Origin of the sequence: Parathalassolituus penaei, from assembly GCF_026626885.1 — a bacterium.
In the GTDB taxonomy this organism is placed as follows: Bacteria; Pseudomonadota; Gammaproteobacteria; order Pseudomonadales; family Oceanobacteraceae; genus Oceanobacter; species Oceanobacter penaei.
The window spans coordinates 198,850-218,735 of the sequence record NZ_JAPNOA010000028.1 but is presented as its reverse complement, the minus strand read 5'-3'; the positions used below and the strand labels follow the sequence as shown (position 1 = coordinate 218,735).

Sequence of the window (19,886 nt, the reverse complement as noted above, 5' to 3'; positions counted from 1 at the left end):
ACACAGTTCCTATACTGGTGTCATGCCAATGCCAAACCTCCTTCCCGACAATCACCAGCTGCGCCAGTGGCAGGAAGACTTCCTGCGCCTGAATCAACAGCGACTGTCTCAGGCCAGCAGCCTGATGCCACCTCGACAGCAGCGTGTTCTGGAGCTGTTGCCATTACTGCTGCACGTCAATCACGCCCAATTGCCGGGCTTTGTAGACCGGGAAACCCCGGCCGGTATCGAACGCTATAACCCGCCACCTGCAGCCATCCGCGCCGCCCGTTCGTTATTGCCCAACAGCCCCAACCTCGACCGCCCATCGGAACAAACGCGAGAGGCCATCAGCGCCCTGTTCCTGATGGGCAGCCTTGGATCACTGGCCCAGAGCCGCAGCAGCGATCTCGATGTCTGGGTATGTCTGCAACAGGCCCTGCAACCCGAGCACCATCAACGCCTGCAGCGCAAATGCCAGCGTATCGAACAATGGGCCATAACCCAGGGCGTGGAGCTGCACCTGTTTGTGATGGATCTGGCGCAGTTCCGGCTCGGCCAACACAAGGACTCCGACGGCGAAGACTGCGGCAGCAGCCAGTACCTGCTGCTGCTGGATGAGTTTTACCGCAGCGCCCTGTGGCTGGCCGGACGCTGGCCACGGTGGTGGCTGGTGCCAGTGCATGAGGAACATCGTGGCAAGGAATACTGGGACGAGTTACTGAACGCCCACCTGACTCACCCCGACTACTGGCTCGATATTGGCGATCTGCCAGGTATTCCTGCCGATGAATTTATCGGCGCGGCCCTCTGGCAACTCAGCAAAAGCCTCAGCAGTCCCTACAAGTCGCTGCTGAAACTGGCGTTATGTCGCCACTATGCCGAGCAGTACCCCCAGATTCGCCCACTGGCGTGGGACCTCAAGGAACGTATCCAGAACCCCGGCAACGACCCTGATGCCGAATGGTATGAGTGTGATGCTTACGTTCTGATGGTTGAACGCATTACCGCGTCCCACCCTGCCAACGAACGTTACAACAACCTGCTGCGGCGGGCGTTTTATTACAAAACAGGCCTTCAGCTCAGCAACCAGCAACAGGATCAGAATGACTGGCGACGCCCGCATTTGCAGGCATTGATCCGTGCATGGCAATGGAGCGATGCCGACCTCACCGAGCTGGATTGCCGTGACCAGTGGTCGCCACAACGGGTGTTTCAGGAGCGTAATGAACTGGTGGCGGAAATGCTCGCTACGTACCGCCAGTTATCGTTATTCAGCCAACGCCATCAGCTGCAATTACACATCAATGCCACCGACCTGCGCCTGCTCGGCAACCGTCTGGCGGCGGCCTTTGATGCCCGGCCGGGCAAGATCACCCGTATCAATCCGGGTATCAGCCGCAACCTGCAGCAACCACAACTGACCTTGCTGCGTTATCCCGGTGTCTGGCAATTGGCCACCGGGCGCTGGAACAGCCCACCACCCGACCGCCAGATCATCAAACAGTCACCCAGCCTGGTCGAGTTACTGCTGTTCTGCCTGCATAACGAATTGTGGCAACGCGGCAGTAGTCTGCACACCGTGCCCAATGCGGACGCCATTACCCAGCCGGAACTACAACAACTGCTGTTGTGCCTGCGCCAACTGGTGCAACGTCACACCAGTGCTGGCGACTGGCAGGAATTACCACGTCTGCGCCATCTGCACCTGTTTCTGAACGTTGCCAGCGACCCTCTGGATCAATACAGCCGGGCAGGTCTGCAAAAACTCAGTGACCTCGACGATCCGCTGAATTTTTCAGCCAGCCACCACAATCTGGTCGCCAGCATCGACATGGTCAGTATCAACAGCTGGAACGAGTGGCACGTACAACGCCTTGAAGGGCCCAAAGCCCTCGCCGATGCCTTGCCAATGGTCATGGCTTCACTGGCCAACCGTCCGCGCCCAAGTCTGGAAGTGCACTGCTTTAACCCCAATCGCCCAGCCCGCATTCGCCAACGGGTGTTAGGTTTGCTGACCAGTATTCTTGGCCATCAACGCCGCCATGCCGGGCGTTTTGTATTTGCGCTGGGACAACACTGGTGGTGCCTGAATCCGCCAGCCGACAACCGCTCTCTGGAATCCCTGACCGACCCGGAGGCTGGCCAGTGCCAGCGTCTGGAATCCGAAGAAGACCTGTGGCCACGCCTGCAACAGCAACAGCGTCGCGGTTTTCATCCACCGGCATTTGATCGCTGGCTGGAAACCCGCTTGCCGGTCACTATCATTTGCCAGCACCTGAGCAGCCGCCACTGGCAACTGTTTTACCAACGCGAAGGCACCCTGCTGACGTTTTATCTGGCCGATGAATGTGGCTCGCTACTACGACAGTATGTTCGTTACGACGAACTGACCCACTGGTTGTTACCAACCCTGCGCTTTCTGATGCGCCTGCAGCAACGCTGGCCCCTGCTGCGCCAGACCAGTATCGACAGCCTGCGCCTGTTTGAATTGCGCTTCTCCGCCGATGGCTGGACCTGCCTGCCACGGCAATTACCGGACCTCGACAGCCGCAGCAGCCCGATTGAACTCACGGCCATTTTTGATCACGACCAGCAGCCAACCCTCTACTGTAATCATGAGGAATTCAGCATCTGGCAATATGGCCAGCAGTTGTACCCAGCGGTGGCGCAACGAGTGATCGGCCTGCGCAGCCAGCGCGAAACCTATCCCTGTTATCTCAGTGACGTACAACTGAATCACAGCGCCAGTTTGCTGGTGCTCTGGCAACACAAACAGCAGGTTGAACAACAGCTGGCAGAGGCCTTGCGCGGCAACCAGCATCCCCTTCTGCCAGGCCACTAAGGCTCTGTTAGCGATAGCGCAGACAGCACGACAAGGTAACCGTATAATGGCCAGCATTACGGAGATACCCTATATGTCACTGCGCCCCCTGTACCTGTTATTGATTGTGCTGGCAGCCACGGCGGGCACAGTTGCCTGTGGCCAGAAAGGCCCCCTGTATCTGCCCGACCAACCTGCTACGGAACCCCGGAAGTAAATGTCAGTATTCACATACCAGCAGGGCAGCCTGCACGCCGAACAAACCTCATTGGCCAGTCTGGCCGCACAGCATGGTACGCCGCTGTATGTCTACTCCCGTGCCGCTTTTGAAGCCCATTTCAAGGCTTATGACGAAGCGCTGGGCGAGTGGCCACACCAGGTCTGTTTTTCCGTCAAATCCAACTCCAACATCGCGGTATTGAACGTACTGGCGCGTCTGGGTGCCGGTTTTGACATCGTCAGCCAGGGGGAACTTGAACGGGTTCTGGCCGCCGGTGGTGAACCTTCCAAAGTGGTGTTCTCCGGTGTTGGCAAAATGGCTTCCGAAATGGTGCGCGCACTGGAAGTTGGTGTTGGCTGTTTCAACGTTGAATCCGAAGCCGAACTGGTGCGTCTGAGCGAAGTTGCCAGCAGCCTCGGCAAGGTGGCGAACATTTCCCTGCGTGTGAATCCGGACGTTGACGCCCAGACTCACCCGTACATTTCTACCGGCCTGAAAGACAACAAGTTCGGTATCGACATCCAGAAAGCGCCAGCCGTGTACGCCCTCGCGGCGACCCTGCCAGGCGTTAAAATTGTTGGTGTTGACTGCCACATCGGCAGCCAGCTGACCGATATTTCCCCGTTCCTGGATGCCCTCGACCGGGTCCTGATGCTGGTTGATGAGCTGGCAGCCCAAGGCATCGAGATTGAACACCTCGACCTCGGTGGTGGTTTGGGCGTTACCTATCGCGCCGAAACTCCGGCATCTCCGCAGCAATACATCGCGGCCATCAAGGAGCGTCTGGGCGAGCGTCGTTTCAAACTGATCTTTGAACCGGGCCGTTCTATCTCCGCCAATGCCGGTGTGTTCCTGACCCGCGTTGAATACCTGAAACTCAACGAACACAAGAACTTCGCCATCATCGACGGCGCCATGAACGACCTGATCCGCCCTGCGCTGTACTCAGCCTGGCAGGACATCAAACCGGTAAACGAACAATCGTCTGCGCCGGTGCGTCGTTATGATCTGGTTGGCCCAGTGTGTGAAACCGGTGACTTCCTCGGCAAGGATCGTGACCTCGCCATCGCCGAAGGTGATGTGCTGGCGGTGATGTCGGCCGGTGCCTACGGTTTTGTAATGGCTTCCAACTACAATACCCGTGGTCGTGCCGCTGAAATCATGGTTGATGGTGACCAGGCGTTTGTGGTGCGTGAACGTGAAACCCTGACCTCGCTGTTCCAGGGCGAGTCTGTACTGCCAGGCTGATTCTCATGCGTATCAAATTCAGCAAAATGCATGGCATCGGCAACGACTTTGTGGTGATCGACCTGGTCACCCAGACCGGTCGTGTACGTCCGGAACGGGTACGTGAACTGTCCGACCGTAACTTCGGCATCGGTTTCGACCAGCTGCTGATCGTCGAACGCCCGACCCGCCCGGATGTCGACTTCCGCTACCGCATTTTTAATGCCGACGGCAGCGAAGTGGAAAACTGCGGCAACGGTGCCCGTTGTTTCGCCCGTTTTGTCTACGACCAGAACCTCACCGGCAAGCGCGACATTCGGGTTGAAACCGCTGCAGGTATCATGGAGCTGCACCTGACCGACGATGGTCAGGTGACGGTCGACATGGGCAAGCCGGTTCTGACCCCATCTGCGATTCCGTTCCTGGCAGAAGAATTTCTGCCGGAGTACCGTCGTCCAATCAACGGTATCGGTGAAGTGCGCTTTGGTGCAGTATCCATGGGTAACCCGCACGCGGTGATCCGCGTTGAAAACGTCGACACGGCACCGGTGGAGAAATGGGGCCCGATTATCGAAGCCTGTGAATATTTCCCGCGCAAGGTTAACGTCGGATTCATGCAAATCGTGAACCCGCACCATATCCGTCTGCGCGTATTCGAACGTGGCAGTGGTGAAACCCTGGCTTGTGGTACCGGCGCCTGTGCGGCCGTGGTATCCGGTCAATTGCGTGGCTGGTTGCAACCTGGCGTCAAGGTATCCTTGCCCGGCGGCGACCTCACGATAAACTGGAGCGGTGATGCAGCCAACGTCCTGATGACAGGGCCAGCGGTCACCGTGTTCGAAGGACGTATCAACCTCTAACGGTCAGACAGGGTAGAAGATCAGCATGAGCCAGCAGCCAAGACTCACGGACGCCGACGTTGAACTGTATCTACAGGATCATCCTGAGTTTTTCATCGGCAAGGACGACCTGCTGGCGGACATGCGTATTCCCCACGAAACCGGCGCCGCCACCAGCCTGATCGAACGCCAGTTACAGGTGCATCGTGATCGGAATATCGAATTGCGCCAGCGCCTGTCAGATCTGCTGGAAAACGCCCGCCGCAACGACCAGCTGTTCAGCAAGACACGCCGCCTGATTCTGGCGCTGATTGGAGCTGACAGCTGGCTTGCCCTGCAAGCGGCCCTCGACGACAGCCTGCGTAATGACTTTGGCGTCGACAGCTGGGCCATGCTGCACTTCACTGAACGTAATATCGAACGACCACTGATTGGCATCCGCAGCCACGAACAACAACGCGCCGTTCTGCGTCTGTTCAAGGGCCATCGTGCCATCTGTGGGCAGCTCGACAACCGCGATATCGCTACTCTGCTCGGTCAGGACACCACCACCATGCGTTCCGTGGCATCGGCCCAGATCCGTGGTCAGGACAACTTTGGTGTACTGAGCCTCGGCAGCAGCAACCCTGGCCACTATCGCACCTCAATGGACACCCTTTTCCTCGATTACATCTGCGATGTACTCGCCTTGCGTCTGCAACAGACCCCGGTGGCTCGCTGATTCAACTCCGGAGCATACCTTGGCACTGAAACTCATCACCCTGGATCTTGATAACACCCTGTGGGAAACCGATCCGGTGATCCTGCGGGCGGAAAAAGCCAGCTTCGATTATCTGGTGCAATCTTGTCCGGCAGTGGCCGACCTCTACGACGCCGATTCTTTTAACCAGTACCGCAAGGATCTGGCCGAGTGTTATCCGTCACTGCGCCATCAGGTCAGCAAGCTGCGCCTCGAAACATTGCGCCGGGTCTGCCTGCAAATAGGCTGTGATCGCGATGAAGCCGCCCGCATTGCCGATGAAGCTTTTGCCGTGTTCTATGCCGAACGCAGCCGTCTCGATCTGTTTGAAGGGGCGCTGGAAGCCCTGCAGCTGATGAGTGACCAGTATCCGCTGATTGCCCTGACCAACGGCAACGCCAACACGGAACAGGCCGGTATCCGCCATTTGCTGGTCGAACACTTTAATGCGGAACAAACCGGCGCGGCCAAACCGGCACCCGATCTGTTTTTGGCCGCGTTACAACACGCGGGCGTGGAAGCTCACGAAGTACTGCACATCGGTGATCATCCTGAACAGGATATCGATGCCGCGCGCAAGCTGGGTATGCAAACCCTGTGGGTCAACGTGCTTGGCCAGTCCTGGCCTGACAACCAGCTGCCACCGCAGTGGCAACTGGATCACTGGCGAGACCTGCCTTCCCTGCTGTCCCGGCTGGTTGCCAGTCTGGAAACCCACGACTGACAACCCGGCCCAGCCGCCTCAGATAGGGCGACTACCATAATTGGATTGTGGTTTTTTCGGCGGGTCGGCCATCACGTTATCGTCGACCTGCTGAATCTGCCCTCCACGGGACAGGAACGCTTCGATATCACTCGCCAGCGATTCGCGTAACTTGCGATGCGCCGCGGTGGAGGTCAGCGTCTGCTCTGCAGCAGCAACCACGGCAGCATTTCGCTCTTCGCTGCCTTCGTCTTCTTCGCCCTCTTCAAGGACGGCTTCTTCGTCCGATTCAATCTCGTCATCCGGGGATTCAAATTCATCATCAGACATTGTGTTCACCTCTTCTTGCATCCCAAACGGGTCCTGTGCCAATACATATAGAACATACAGCGAATTCTGCCAGCCACCGGGGCGACCGGCGGCGCTACATTTTCCCGAAATGTCCTGACTGTCAATCCCCCCGAACCGGAATATTCTGACTATTCCGGCCCGTTGGATATTCAGCGATCAGCGGATGATCCGCTATCACCGGCAACACCGGTCAGTGCGGCTGCAGGTAAGTGTAGGACGACAGGCTTTCCGATAACTCATGACGGAACAGGCTCTTGTCTTCATCCGACAGATCGCTGGCCGCCACCATGCTGATCAGACCAGCCCGTATGTCGTCCGGCTCAAAATTCACGTAATCCAGCACCTTGGCGACGCTGTCGCCTTGCAGGATGTTACGCAGCACCGGGTTGCCGTCATCGTCGGCCACCACGTCGACCGAATCGGTATCCCCAAACAGGTTGTGAAGATCACCCAGGATTTCCTGATAGGCGCCGACCATAAAAAACGCCAGTACCTCCCCCTTGCTGACACTCGGCAGCGGCAGGCTGCTGCCGACCCCTTCGGCGTCGACATAAGCCTCGATACGACCATCAGAATCGCAGGTGATGTCTTGCAGAACGGCACGGTGACGCATGGTGTGGCCGTGACCATCAATCGGCAGAATTGGGAAAATCTGCTCGATACCCCAGATGTCGGGCAGCGACTGGAACAACGAGAAATTCACAAAGACCTTTTCGGCCAGACGTTCGTTGAGCTCGTCGATTAACGGCCGATGGGTACGGTTGGCCGGATTCAGATGCTGCAATAACAAACGGCTGGAACGGGCGTAGAGGGTTTCCATACGGGCACGCTGGGTCAGATTCAGCACCCCGGCACTGAAACCAGCCTGGGCGTCGGCCATCCAGTGCTGAACATCGTGATACAGCTCCACCAGCGCGCCAGAACTGCGAGTTTCCTTGAGGGCATCGTGGCTCAGATACATGCCCTTGAGGCAGGCCGGATCATCCTCATTGATGGGAATGATCACCCCTTCGTCCGGGCGTTCATGGTCGATGATTTCCGTCAGCAACACCGCATGATGGGCCGTCATGGCGCGGCCGGATTCACTGATGATATTGGGCTCTTCCGCACCGATTTCGTGGCAAATGTCTTTCATGGCCGCCACTACCTTGCGGGCGTATTCGTCCATGCTGTAGTTCATCGAGCAATAACTGCGTGAGTGGGTGCCTTCGTAGTCGACCCCCAGACCACCACCAACATCGACCCAGCGAACCTTGACGCCCAGATGGGTTAGTTCAGCGAAAATCCGGCTGCACTCACGCAGGCCGTGCTGGATATCGTGGATATTGGCGAGCTGCGAACCCAGATGAAAATGCAGCAGCTGCAGGGCATCGAGTTTGCCCAACTGCCGCAATGAATCGATGACTTTCAGAATCTGGAAAGCCGACAGGCCGAACTTGGATTTTTCACCACCGGTGTTCTGCCAGTTACCCTTGCCAACCGTAGCCAGACGGGCGCGGACACCCAGTCGCGGTGTTACCCCGAGGCGATCCGCTTCACGCAGGATCAACGGCAACTCCGACATTTTCTCGATCACCAGAAACACCTGATGACCCATTTTTTCACCCATCAGCGCCAGCCGGATAAAATGGGCGTCCTTGTAACCGTTGCAGACGATAGTGGCCTTGTGATCACGGGCCTGCGCCAGCACTGCAATCAGCTCCGGCTTGCTACCGGCTTCCAGACCAATACGCTCGATACCGGCCATTTGCTGGCCCCGCACAATCTGCTCCACCACGGGTTGCTGCTGGTTCACCTTGATCGGATACACCGGCGTAAACTGGCCGTGATAACTGAATTCACTGCGAGCCCGGGCAAAGGCTTCCACCAGCACCCCTACACGGTGATGCAAGATGCCGGGAAAACGCACTAACACCGGCAAACGCAAGCCATTGGCGCGAATCTGCCGCACCAGTCCGGTCAGTTCCAGACCACCATTCAACGAGGTATCCGGATGCACACACAGGTGTCCGCCATCGTTGATACGGACGTAACCTTCGCTCCAGAACGGCAGATTATAACGATCGGGATGGGAGTGACGTTTGGCAGTAGACATATGACCTCCTGGTCGGCGAATGGCTTGGCGCTCAACGACTCATGGGGTAAGGTTTGAGGCCGATTAACGCGGTGAGGTTCCTTCAGGAATGTATTTCAGGGTAACGGCATCACCTGCCCCGGTCAAAAACCGCTCCTGATCCTGCGCCAGCAACACAGCAGTACTCACCGACCGATTTACAGTTACGAGAATCAATATGACACAACCATTTGCAGAAGGCTGGTCCAGCGAAGTCATGCATGAGCATGGCTCCACATTTTCCCTGAAGGTGACCGCGAAACTGGACTCCGTGCAGAGCAAGTATCAGTTGATTGAAATCTACGATACCGAAACCTACGGCAAGCTGATGGTAATCGACGGCAGTAACATGGTTACTACCCGCGATAATTTCCTGTACCACGAAATGCTCGCCCACACCGCCCTGTTCACCCACCCGGATCCACGTCGTGTGCTGATTATTGGTGGTGGTGACTGCGGCACCCTGCGCGAAGTGCTGAAACACCCGACCGTCGAGAAAGTCTGGCAGATCGACATCGACGAGATGGTGACCCGCATGTCCGAAAAATACTTCCCGGAGCTGTGTGAATCCAACCACGACCCACGCGCCAACATCATGTTTGCCGACGGTATCCAGTGGATCAAGGACTGCGAAGCCGGCTCTCTGGACGTGATCATTGTTGACTGCACCGACCCGGTCGGCCCGGCCGTAGGCCTGTTCGCCGAAGACTTCTACCGTGACTGCCTGCGCGCCCTCGGCAGCAAAGGCCTGCTGATGCAGCAATCAGAGTCACCGCTGTACCACACCAACACCATCATCAAACAGATGCACATCGACCTGTCCAACGCCGGAGCCGGCAGCAGCCACACCGTGCCATTCCCGCAGCCGATCTACCCGACCGGATGGTGGAGTTGCACCATGGCCAGCCAGGACCTCGACGTCACCAGCTTCCGCATCGAAGACTCCGCTGAAAAACCATTCCGCACCGAGTACTACAACGCCGAAATCCACGCCGCCGCCCTCGCCGTACCAGAGTTCATGCGCCGCGCCCTCGGCATGGGAGACGACTGATCGGGTGTCTGGTGTCGGGTGTCGGGTGTCGGGTGTCTGAAGTCTGAAGTCGGGCGTCGGGCGTCGGGCGTCGGGCGTCGGGCGTCGGGCGTCGGGCGTCGGGCGTCGGGTGACCAGTATCAATTAACACAGATTTAGCCCAGCGCAGCTGGCCACCGTTAATTGCCCATCTGGGCGAGCCGGGATTCACCGCAACGGCCGACCCGGCCGGGGCATGGATGCCCCGCCAGACCCGTTGGCACAGGGACGTGCCATCGGGTCGGGGTCGAAACGCCGTTGTCGGGGGAATTCCGGAGACACGAGCCCAGCAGGGCTAAGCAGGGGGAGGCCCGCCCGGCCGGGGGGACAAGGTCCCCCAAGAGGGCAAACAGCCGAGCCAATTAACAAGCCGCGTCACCGCCAGACGCCAGATCCGATCGAGGCCCAGCCAGACTCCCCAAACGCCGCCCATAAAAAAACCGCCCGAAGGCGGTTCTTTCAAACAGCTGTACAGCAGTCCGGCGAATTAATCGCGACCAGCCATGTGCTTGATAGCTGCCAGCAGTTCGTCATCAGAGCAGCTCGCACAGGTACCACGTGGTGGCATGCTGTTGATACCGCTGATAGCGTTTTTCAGAGTAGCGTCCAGACCTTTTTCCAGACGGGCATCCCAGGCAGCCTTGTCACCAATCTTCGGAGCACCCAGCAGACCAGAACCGTGACAGGCGTTACAGGCACCGGCAACCACGTCAGCACCGGAACGTGGACCAGCAGAAGCGGCTACCGCGCCACCACACTCGGCACCCACACATACTTCACCTACCGGCTTGATACGCTCGGCAATTTTTTCGTCCGCAGTAGCGGCAAAGGCTTGAGCCGACAGCAGGGTAGCGGCTGCCAGGATCAGTGCTTGCAGTTGTTTCACAGGGTTGTCCTCTTGAATGCGAAAAAGGCACGAGTAAAAAAATCGCACGGATTATAGCGGTATTTGTCGGGGGTTTGAAATCAATGGCCATGACCACAAGCAAGAGACGATCGTATTAGTTCTGTCGAACAGCCGGAACGGCTCCTGGATTACTGGAAATATCGCTGCAAAATCAGATCGTAACGCCCACTATCCCGCAGCATTTGCAGCCCATGGTTAAAATCGTTGCGTAATGACAGATCCAGAAAGGCAACCCGGTAAGGGGATGGATCAAAGCGATAAAGGCTTACCAATTCCGGTATCGCACGTTTATCAAACTGGCGGCGCTGATATTGGCGCAAATAATAATGAAATATATTCTCATCCATAACCAGCAGATCAATACGCTCACTGACCAGCATTTCGACCTGGCTTTGCTGTAATGCCGTTTCGGTATAGCGGGTATTTTGCATAGCCATTTTCTCGAAATCGTCACCCAGAATGATCTTGGCCTGACGAAAAGCCAGCACCGAACAGCAGCCCATATCGGCAATGTTATGAATCACCCATTCCCGGTCAGCCCGCCCGTACACCGCGTTGGCGTATACCATGTGTACATCAGAAAAATAGAAATTCTCGTGCCCGATACCCGGCTGTAGCGGGAACGCAGCCTGAACACTGCCCGTTCCCAGGGTTGCTCCCAGCCGCCCGAACGGCACATACACCAGGTCGAGTTCGTGCCCGACCAGCGCCAGAGCTTCCCGCACCACATCCAGTTCGGCACCGGCATTGGATTCACTGATGATATAGGGCGGCAACGATTGCGCGGCCGCAATCCGCACCACATCGGCCAGCGAACTGGCATTCCACAACAGTAATAACAGCAAGAGAAATCGGGCAAACACGGCAGAATTCCCGTCAGTTCAACCTCAAAACCCTAGACCAGCCCCTCAGCGGCCGCCACCTGCACCGGCTTGCGTGCTATGTCCTTGCATTGACTCCGTCTGTCGTTACAGTAAGAACATCACGAATAAGGAAAACAGCCATCATGCCGACATCAGTTCGTTTGCCAGGCAAGGTTATGCCGCTGACGGTGCTTTGTGCCGCTCTGTTGCTCAGCGCCTGTACTCTCAAGGTTGCAGCACCGGAAAAACCGATCACGATCAACCTGAACGTCAAGATCGAACACGAAGTGCGGGTGAAGGTCGAAAAAGACCTCGATAACCTGTTTGAAGAAAAAGACGGCCTGTTCTGAGGAAACATCATGAAAGCATTGCTGATCGCTATTACTGCCCTGCTGGTATCTGTGGGTTGTCAGGCTCTCGATCTGGACCAGGCTCGTGAGCAGGGTCTGGTAGGTGAAAAACCCGATGGTTATGTTGGTCTGGTAGTGACCAGCAACAAGGAAGCCGCCGCTCTGGTGGTCACCATCAACCAGCAGCGCAAGCAGCACTACCAGGAAATTGCCAACAAGCAGAACACTGCACTGGGCAATATTGAACGCATTGCCGGTGAAAAGCTGGTCACCAAGGCGATGGGAGAAGGCATTTATTATCAGGACACCAGCGGCAGCTGGAACCGTAAGTAATCATCGCCATCTTATTGTTATTTCAAGGAAAACATGGATATGTCGACTATTATCACGCTGGTAGTGATTGCTGTTGTGGCAGTTTATCTGGTGTCTATCTACAACCAGCTGGTCAGCCTCAAGAACCGTTATGAAAACGGCTTCGCCCAGATCGAAGTCCAGCTGAAGCGTCGTTACGACCTGATTCCGAATCTGGTTGAAGTCGCCAAAAAATACATGGAACACGAGCGTACCACGCTCGAAGCCGTGATCGCGGCCCGTAACGAAGCCACCGCCGGACTCAAGGCCGCCGCCGCCAATCCGGGCGATGCCGCCGCCATGCAACAGCTGGCCAGTGCGGAAACCGCCCTCAGCGGTGCCATGAGCAAGTTCAGTGTGGTGATGGAAGCCTATCCGGATCTCAAGGCTAACCAGAACATGATGCAGGTGTCGGAAGAACTGACCAGCACCGAAAACCGCGTCGCTTTCGCCCGTCAGGCCTTTAACGATGCAGTAACCGCCTACAACAGTTACCGCCAGTCCTTCCCACCGGTACTGCTGGCGTCGGCGTTTGGCCACCCGACCAATGCCCGCCTGCTGGAATTCGCCGACAGCGCCCAGATCCAGCAAGCTCCCAAGGTTGCCTTCTGAACCCGGCCAGCTGACTGCGAGAGCCTGCTATGGATTTTTTCAATCACCAGGACGAGGCCCGTAAACGCACGGGCCGCCTGGTTCTGCTGTTTGGTCTGGCCGTTTTGGGGATTATTGTCCTGCTGAACCTGCTGGTTGCCGCCACTCTGTGGTTTACCAACCGCCATACGGTTGAAGGCTACCAGCGTTACGTATCGGCTTCGGGTAATCCGGGTGGTGGCATGCCCGCTGCGGCCGACCTGTGGGCACTGTTTAATCTGCAACAATGGCTGACCATTGCCGCCGCTGTGCTACTGGTGATTGGTCTGGTCAGCCTGTTCAAATGGGTCAGTCTGCGCAGTGGTGGGCGGGCGGTTGCCGAGTCACTGGGTGGCCGCCGTCTGACCCCGGACAGCACCAACCCGGATGAACGTCGCCTGCTCAACGTGGTGGAAGAAATGGCCATCGCCGCCGGTATGCCAGTGCCACCTGTATATGTGCTGCCGGATACCAGTATCAATGCCTTTGCTGCCGGTTATCAGCCGTCTGATGCCGTGATTGGTGTCACCCGCGGCTGTATGCAACAGCTCGACCGCGACCAGCTGCAAGGTGTGATCGCGCACGAATTCAGCCACATCCTCAATGGTGACATGCGCCTCAACATTCGCCTCATCGCCGCCCTCCACGGCATCCTGTTTATCGCCCTGATTGGCCGCATGCTGCTTGACGGCGGCAGCCGTGACCGCAAAAACGGCCAGCTGTTTATGCTGCTGGGTGTTGGCATGATGGTGCTGGGTTATATCGGCGTGTTTTTTGGGAATCTGATCAAGGCGGCGGTATCACGCCAGCGTGAATTTCTCGCCGATGCATCCGCCGTGCAGTTCACCCGTAATCCGGACAGTATTGCCGGTGCCCTCAAGGTGATCGGTTATGGGTCGGGTACACATATCAGCAGCCCGCAACGGGAAGAAACCGCCCACCTGTTTTTTGGCGAGGTGATGCGTTTCCGCTTCGACGGTTTCGCCACTCACCCACCACTGGAAGAACGTATTCGCCGCATTCAGCCCAACTGGGATGGACGTTTTCTGCCCCCCCGACCGATGGTGGAAAAACCGCAGGTGCCAGCAGCCAGACCGGCCGCTGATCGTCAGGCTGAAGCCTTGGCCATCACCGCCACTCTGGCGGGAGCCACCGTCAGCAACAGCACCTCGGTGGGCGGTTTGCCAGAAAAGCTGCACGAAATGGCACGCCAGACCAGCGAGGCGCGAGCACTGGTGCTGGTAATGCTGTTGTCGAAAGACAACAACACCGTACTGGAGCGTCAGCTCGACCTGATTCTGCGCAGCAATGATCAGCTGCTGTATCGTGACGTTTTGCGGTGTCTGCGCCAGCCTTTGGGGCTGACACCACGGATGCGCCTGTTGCTGGTAGAGCAGTCGATTCCGGCCCTGAAACAGATGTCATCAGACCAGTATCTGCAATTCCACCGTCTGGTGTTGCAACTGGCCAAGGCCGATGGCCATGTTGACCTGTTTGAGTGGTGCCTGTATCGCCTGCTGTTGCAGTATCTGGCACCCCATTTTGATCCGGTGATGCCGGTACAGGCGCGTTACAGCAAACCGGAACAGATTGCCGATGCTATCGCCTGTGTACTGTCGTGGCTGGCACATTACGGCCATGACAATACCGTCGACGGTTTGTCGGCTGCCGAAAAAGCCTTCAAGAGTGCGCTGCCCAACGGCGCGTTCGGGCCGCTGGGGCTGGAGCTACAACCACGCACAGAAGACCTGCAATCCCTCAACAAGGCGTTAACCCAGCTACGCGAAGCCTATCCGCATCTGAAAGCGCGCCTGCTGAAAACCTTGGTGGCGTGCGCCATGGCCGATGGTGAAGTGCGCGATATCGAGTTCGACCTGATTCGCACCCTAGCCGCCATTCTCGAAACACCCATGCCCGATGCATTGCTCAAACAGGTTATGACGGCAGCCTAGTCGCTGGCAGCTGGTACCAGCTGGCAACGACCGAGGATGGCACTCATGCGCTGGACATGTTCACGACTGGCCGCCAGCATCTGCTGGCGCGCCTGTTGTAACCCCGCCAGCCAGTCAGACCAGGCCTGGGGAGGTTGTCCCGGTCCCGGCCACACCTGTTGCAGACGCTCCAGCAAGACGCTGCCAAAACGGTCGTTGGCACTCAGATAGGGCTGCAGCTGCGCCACGTAGAATTTCAGCAACACGTTGTGCAGGATTTCCCCCTGCGGTGTCTTTTGCCCGCGCGGACAGACCTGTTCACCCTGTTCCGCCAACAAGCGATTGATCTGCACCAGACTGCGGATTAACGCCGCCTGTGTTACCAGCCAGCGTCCGATCGATTCGCCTTCACGCAGAGCCTGCAACTGATCATTCAGACTGCCGTCGTCATGCCATTGGCCCTGCAACCACTGCTGTTGTTGGCCCAACGCCTGATCGAGCGTCGCCAGTGTGACCGCCAGATGCCCCCGGCGTGCTTCCTCCCGACTGATCACTGGCACTGCCAGGCTGGCCGCCGCCTGCCATTCCGGCCCGGCGATCCAGGCATTCCACCAGTACTGCAAGCGCTGCTGTTGCTTGATCTCCAGCGCCTGCTGCAAACGACCCGCCAACGCCGGATCTGACGCCTGCAGCTGATGGATACAGGCCGGAGCCAGCCGTATAAACTCCGCAGCTTGCCGCCACTGCTCACTGCTGCCTGCGACCTTGCCAAGACTGCTGTTATGGCGACCCAGTGCTTCCGCCAGTTCACATTCACGAATCCCCAACAACTCGATCAGATTGATCGTGCCAGCATCCGCCAGCGGCAATAACAGGGCACGACTGCCCGGCCACGACGGCGGCTGGGCCACCTCAACAACTGGCAGAGGTTGTTCCAGCACGCGCTGCAATCGTTGCTGGTATTCCATCATCCAGGCCAGATCCGACCATTGGCGTAACAGAACCGGTGCCAGCACCGATATAACCCCCACCAGCAACAACGCCACCAGTAATGGCAAACGCCAACGGGTTATGCTGCGGATAAAGGTCAATTTGTGGTCTGTCATAACCGCTCCAACCTTGATCCTGATAATGAAAGCTTAACCAGCCACCGCCGTTTTATTGTGAGCAGGCGGGGTTTTGTTTACTATGCCGCCACCCTGAAACCTCAGAGGCCAGAGCCATGAATACTGTTGTCTACCCGGGGACATTTGACCCTATTACCAATGGCCATACCGACCTGGTAGAACGGGCTGCCCGCATGTTTGACCATATTATTGTGGCGGTTGCGGATAATCCGAAAAAGCGTCCAATGCTGGATCTGGATACGCGCGTGAATCTGGCTCGCGATGTTCTGGCACACCTGAAAAACGTCGAAGTCACCGGCTTTAACAATCTGCTGGCCGATTTTGTACGTCAGCGTAATGCCAATATCATTCTGCGCGGCCTGCGTGCGGTTTCGGACTTTGAATATGAATTCCAGCTCGCCAATATGAACCGCGTGCTGGCGCCAACAGTCGAAAGCATGTTTCTGACCCCGGCGGAAAAACACTCCTATATTTCTTCCACACTGGTGCGCGAAATTGCATCACTGGAAGGTGATGTGGGCAATTTTGTACATCCGCTGGTAGCGGCAGCCTTACAACGGCAAGTAGCCGAAAACAAGGCCCAAACCCCAAAGGCCTGATCAGACCGTTCTGACAGCAGGCCTGCGTCCCATTGCATTAACCCTGACGGAGAGAAACACCATGGCTCTGATTATTACTGACGAGTGCATCAACTGCGACGTATGCGAACCTGAATGTCCGAACGAGGCCATTTCCGCAGGCGAAGAAATCTACGAAATCAACCCATCCAAGTGCACCGAATGTGTGGGTCACTATGATGAGCCACAGTGCCAGCTGGTTTGCCCGGTAGACTGCATTCCGCAGGATCCGGACCGCATGGAAACCCAGGAAGAACTGGAAGCCAAGTACGAACGTCTGACTGGCAAGAAAGTTTCCTGAGACCGAAAGGTCTGTTCAGATATCGGGTCTTGCCCTTGCAAGGCCCGATCATCACACTGCCCGTTCCCCCGAAACAGGAGCGGCTCCCTCGAAGGGAAGTCGGAAACGCATGACCCTTTTCGCCGGAAAGATCCGCACGACCTCACGCCTGTGGCTGCTGCCACTGTTCGTCGCAGGGCTTTGCTCCTGCAGCATGAACGACGATACCCTCACGGTACCCCATACCCCGAATCAGGCCGCTGTTGCCAGCGCTCACCCGCAAGCAACCAAAGCCGGTCTGGATATTCTGGCCCAGGGAGGCAACGCAATTGATGCTGCGATTGCCGTAGCCGCCAGTCTGGGCGTGGTTGAGCCTTACAGTGCCGGTATCGGTGGTGGTGGTTTCTGGCTGCTGTATCTGGCGGATCAGCATGAATACCGCTTTCTTGATGCTCGCGAACGCGCACCCGCCGCCGCCCATGCCAACTACTATCTGGACAGCAACGGCGAGGTAAACCGCGATCGTGCGATCAACGGCCCCACCGCTGCTGCCATTCCCGGTCAGGCTGCCGCCTTTGATTATCTGGCCACCCACTGGGGCAAACTGCCATTGGCCACCAGTCTGCAACCTGCGATCCAGCAAGCCCGTGACGGTTTTACGGTAGAAGAACATTACCAACGAATGCTCGGCTTCCGTCAGGATGCCCTGCGCCGTTACCCGGCCAGTGTCAGCCAGTTTATGCAGGCAGATGGCAGTATTCCGCCTCAGGGCAGCCTCATTCGCCAGCCTGATCTGGCCAATACCCTGCAGCGACTGGCCGACGAAGGCAAAGCCGGATTCTATGAAGGCCCGGTTGCCGAAGCCATGGTCACCGCGGTTCAAAATGCCGGTGGCGACTGGACTCTGCACGACCTCCAGAGTTATCGGGTTGTGGAGCGTTCGCCGATTATTGTGCGCCTCGGTGAACACACCCTGATCAGTGCACCACCACCGTCATCCGGCGGTATTGTGCTGGGAGAAACCCTGCAAATGCTGAAAGCCCTCGACTGGCAGGATCAGAGCCCGATCCAGCAGGTGCATTTGCTCACCGAAGTGATGCGCCGTGGTTATTACGATCGCGCCCACTATCTGGGTGACCCTGACTTTGTCACCGTGCCAACCTCACAACTGCTGTCGCCCAACCATATTCGTCATTGGCTGAAAGACCTTCCGTTGCAACAGGCCACCCCCAGTGTTCAGCTGGGACAACCCGTGCAGCAGGACGAGGGCTTCCACACCACTCATCTCTCGGTCATCGATCAGCAGGGCAATATGGTATCCGCCACCCTCAGCATCAACCTGCCCTTTGGCTCGGCCTTTACCGCAGCGGGCACCGGGGTGTTGCTCAATAACGAAATGGACGACTTCTCGGCCAGTCCGGGGACAGCCAATGCTTACGGCCTGACCGGCAACGACGCCAATGCCATTGCTCCCGGCAAACGTCCGCTGTCGAGTATGAGTCCGAGCTTTCTGGTATCCGATGATGACGCTGCCATTATCGGCACACCGGGTGGCAGCCGGATTATCAGCATGGTATTGCTGGGAATGCTGGAACACCTGCAAGGCAAACCGGTACAAGACTGGGTCGCACGGCCACGTTTCCATCACCAGTATCTGCCCGACGTGCTGGAGCATGAACCCGGCGCCTTCAGTGATGACGAACAAAAGGCTCTGGAAGCCATGGGACACGTTTTACGCTCAGCCGGGCGTCAGTATGGCAACATGCAGGCCATTCTGCTCGACAAGCGCTCTGGCGAGGTTACAGCGGCGTCAGACCCTCGTGGTATTGGGATGGCAGCCAAACTGCCAGCACCGGCAACGGCTGTAGCGCAATAACCGCTCTGGGCAGCACCAACCAAAACGCCCCGCAATGCGGGGCGTTTTGGTTTCTGCAGCCGTTATTGGCTGATCAGAAGTAATAACCGATGGTGGCATCCAGCGTGGTGACCGTTGCCTTGATATCCAGACCACTGTCTTCGATGTTGTAGTACGTGAAGTCGACACCCGCACGCCAGTTCTGGTCAATCTCATGATCCAGACCGATACCGTACAGCAGACCATAACCGGTTGCTGTTTCAGACGTACCTGCCAGTTCTTCCCGCAGAGTCCAACGGTGCAGACCCAACTTGAACATCACGTCGGATTTGGCATCCAGCGCACGACCAACACGGGTAATCACCTGCCAGGAACTGAGGTCTTCAGACGCCGTACCAAGGGTAGTATCAAACTTCACACTACCGAAATCCTTGTAACCGGCCATCACATCAAAACGGCTCTTGTCTGCCAGCGCAAAATGCGAACCGTAATAAATCCCCAGCCCCAGATCGGAACTGTCATCACCGTCAGCACTCATGGCCACACGACCACCAGACAACAGCACAAAACTGTCGATTTCCTTGCCTTCGCCTTCTTTCAGCTCACCCACGGTATTCGGTGATTTGCCACAGCCCAGACAACGGGTATAGGTCGCTTGCAGCGGCGTAATCACCATGGCTTCAGCGGCTTCTTCCGAGTTACCGCCCATGGCCGAAAACGGCAGGGTCACGGTGTACAGAACGGCACCTGCCTGGGACATCACAAAGTAGAGAGGTCGAGCCAGAACCACATCGGCCACCATGGCGCCAACGCTGGGTTTGTCTTCAACAACTTCCGCATTTACAAACGGGGTAAGCACCAGCAAGGCAGTGGCAAGTCCAGCGCGAACAGGGGTCAAATGTGCCGCCATA

Annotated in this window: 20 protein-coding genes; 14 read left to right on the top strand and 6 right to left on the bottom strand. The window is 57.3% G+C overall.

What is annotated here, in order from left to right:
• The first annotated feature begins 28 nt into the window (after positions 1-28).
• From OUO13_RS11315 to OUO13_RS11295, 6 genes are read left to right on the top strand one after another with little or no spacing between them, the layout of a single operon-like run.
• The gene (locus tag OUO13_RS11315; RefSeq protein WP_283173997.1) at positions 29-2,824 is read left to right on the top strand and encodes a class I adenylate cyclase; all 2,796 of its coding nucleotides are present in this window, start codon (positions 29-31) and stop codon (positions 2,822-2,824) included.
• Between the two features lie 46 nt (positions 2,825-2,870).
• The gene (gene lptM, locus OUO13_RS20060; protein ID WP_428982334.1) at positions 2,871-3,020 is read left to right on the top strand and encodes an LPS translocon maturation chaperone LptM; all 150 of its coding nucleotides are present in this window, start codon (positions 2,871-2,873) and stop codon (positions 3,018-3,020) included.
• Entirely contained in the window at positions 3,021-4,271 is a 1,251-nt protein-coding gene (lysA, locus tag OUO13_RS11310; RefSeq protein WP_283173996.1) for a diaminopimelate decarboxylase, read from the top strand.
• Positions 4,272-4,276: 5 nt separating this feature from the next.
• A complete protein-coding gene (gene dapF / locus OUO13_RS11305) occupies positions 4,277-5,110 on the top strand; it encodes a diaminopimelate epimerase (protein ID WP_283173995.1) in 834 nt (277 codons plus the stop codon).
• Between the two features lie 25 nt (positions 5,111-5,135).
• Positions 5,136-5,810 (top strand): DUF484 family protein, encoded by a 675-nt coding sequence (locus OUO13_RS11300; RefSeq protein WP_283173994.1) that lies wholly within the window; start codon positions 5,136-5,138, stop codon positions 5,808-5,810.
• A 19-nt stretch (positions 5,811-5,829) separates the two neighbouring features.
• Entirely contained in the window at positions 5,830-6,552 is a 723-nt protein-coding gene (locus OUO13_RS11295; protein WP_283173993.1) for an HAD family hydrolase, read from the top strand.
• An 18-nt stretch (positions 6,553-6,570) separates the two neighbouring features.
• Here the strand turns inward: OUO13_RS11295 and OUO13_RS11290 are convergent, their stop codons facing one another.
• Complete coding sequence (locus tag OUO13_RS11290; RefSeq protein WP_283173992.1) at positions 6,571-6,861, bottom strand: hypothetical protein; 291 nt, start codon at positions 6,859-6,861, stop codon at positions 6,571-6,573.
• A 211-nt stretch (positions 6,862-7,072) separates the two neighbouring features.
• Positions 7,073-8,977 (bottom strand): biosynthetic arginine decarboxylase, encoded by a 1,905-nt coding sequence (gene speA, locus OUO13_RS11285; protein ID WP_283173991.1) that lies wholly within the window; start codon positions 8,975-8,977, stop codon positions 7,073-7,075.
• A gap of 196 nt (positions 8,978-9,173) precedes the next feature.
• On the opposite strand from speA, the gene speE reads away from it, so the two are divergent.
• Positions 9,174-10,046, top strand: coding sequence for a polyamine aminopropyltransferase (speE, locus tag OUO13_RS11280; RefSeq protein ID WP_283173990.1), 873 nt, complete (start codon positions 9,174-9,176; stop codon positions 10,044-10,046).
• A gap of 505 nt (positions 10,047-10,551) precedes the next feature.
• Here the strand turns inward: speE and OUO13_RS11275 are convergent.
• Entirely contained in the window at positions 10,552-10,950 is a 399-nt protein-coding gene (locus OUO13_RS11275; protein ID WP_283173989.1) for a c-type cytochrome, read from the bottom strand.
• A gap of 149 nt (positions 10,951-11,099) precedes the next feature.
• Positions 11,100-11,834 carry a substrate-binding periplasmic protein gene (locus tag OUO13_RS11270; RefSeq protein WP_283173988.1) on the bottom strand — a complete coding sequence of 245 codons (735 nt, stop codon included), beginning with the start codon at positions 11,832-11,834 and terminating at the stop codon, positions 11,100-11,102.
• 143 nt (positions 11,835-11,977) lie between these two features.
• Here OUO13_RS11270 and OUO13_RS11265 point away from each other — a divergent pair, with 143 nt between their 5' ends.
• The 4 genes from OUO13_RS11265 to OUO13_RS11250 are packed head-to-tail and all read left to right on the top strand — an operon-like array spanning position 11,978 to position 15,117.
• On the top strand, positions 11,978-12,184 hold the full coding sequence (locus OUO13_RS11265; protein WP_428982333.1) for a YnbE family lipoprotein: 207 nt from the start codon (positions 11,978-11,980) through the stop codon (positions 12,182-12,184).
• Positions 12,185-12,193: 9 nt separating this feature from the next.
• Positions 12,194-12,517 (top strand): YdbL family probable chaperone protein, encoded by a 324-nt coding sequence (locus tag OUO13_RS11260; protein WP_283173987.1) that lies wholly within the window; start codon positions 12,194-12,196, stop codon positions 12,515-12,517.
• A 33-nt stretch (positions 12,518-12,550) separates the two neighbouring features.
• Entirely contained in the window at positions 12,551-13,147 is a 597-nt protein-coding gene (locus OUO13_RS11255) for a LemA family protein (RefSeq protein ID WP_283173986.1), read from the top strand.
• Positions 13,148-13,176: 29 nt separating this feature from the next.
• Positions 13,177-15,117 carry a M48 family metallopeptidase gene (locus OUO13_RS11250; protein WP_283173985.1) on the top strand — a complete coding sequence of 647 codons (1,941 nt, stop codon included), beginning with the start codon at positions 13,177-13,179 and terminating at the stop codon, positions 15,115-15,117.
• Here OUO13_RS11250 and OUO13_RS11245 read toward each other — a convergent pair.
• Positions 15,114-16,202: a DUF3080 family protein gene (locus tag OUO13_RS11245; protein WP_283173984.1), complete on the bottom strand. Its 1,089-nt coding sequence runs from the start codon at positions 16,200-16,202 to the stop codon at positions 15,114-15,116. The two genes, OUO13_RS11250 and OUO13_RS11245, sit on opposite strands and share 4 nt — an antisense overlap.
• A gap of 116 nt (positions 16,203-16,318) precedes the next feature.
• On the opposite strand from OUO13_RS11245, the gene coaD reads away from it, so the two are divergent.
• From coaD to ggt, 3 genes are all read left to right on the top strand, one after another.
• A complete protein-coding gene (gene coaD, locus OUO13_RS11240; protein WP_283173983.1) occupies positions 16,319-16,822 on the top strand; it encodes a pantetheine-phosphate adenylyltransferase in 504 nt (167 codons plus the stop codon).
• 61 nt (positions 16,823-16,883) lie between these two features.
• The gene (locus tag OUO13_RS11235) at positions 16,884-17,141 is read left to right on the top strand and encodes a YfhL family 4Fe-4S dicluster ferredoxin (protein ID WP_283173982.1); all 258 of its coding nucleotides are present in this window, start codon (positions 16,884-16,886) and stop codon (positions 17,139-17,141) included.
• Between the two features lie 109 nt (positions 17,142-17,250).
• Positions 17,251-18,996: a gamma-glutamyltransferase gene (ggt, locus tag OUO13_RS11230; RefSeq protein ID WP_283173981.1), complete on the top strand. Its 1,746-nt coding sequence runs from the start codon at positions 17,251-17,253 to the stop codon at positions 18,994-18,996.
• 73 nt (positions 18,997-19,069) lie between these two features.
• Here ggt and OUO13_RS11225 read toward each other — a convergent pair whose 3' ends face one another.
• A complete protein-coding gene (locus OUO13_RS11225) occupies positions 19,070-19,885 on the bottom strand; it encodes an outer membrane beta-barrel protein (protein ID WP_283173980.1) in 816 nt (271 codons plus the stop codon).
• Position 19,886: the final 1 nt, after the last annotated feature.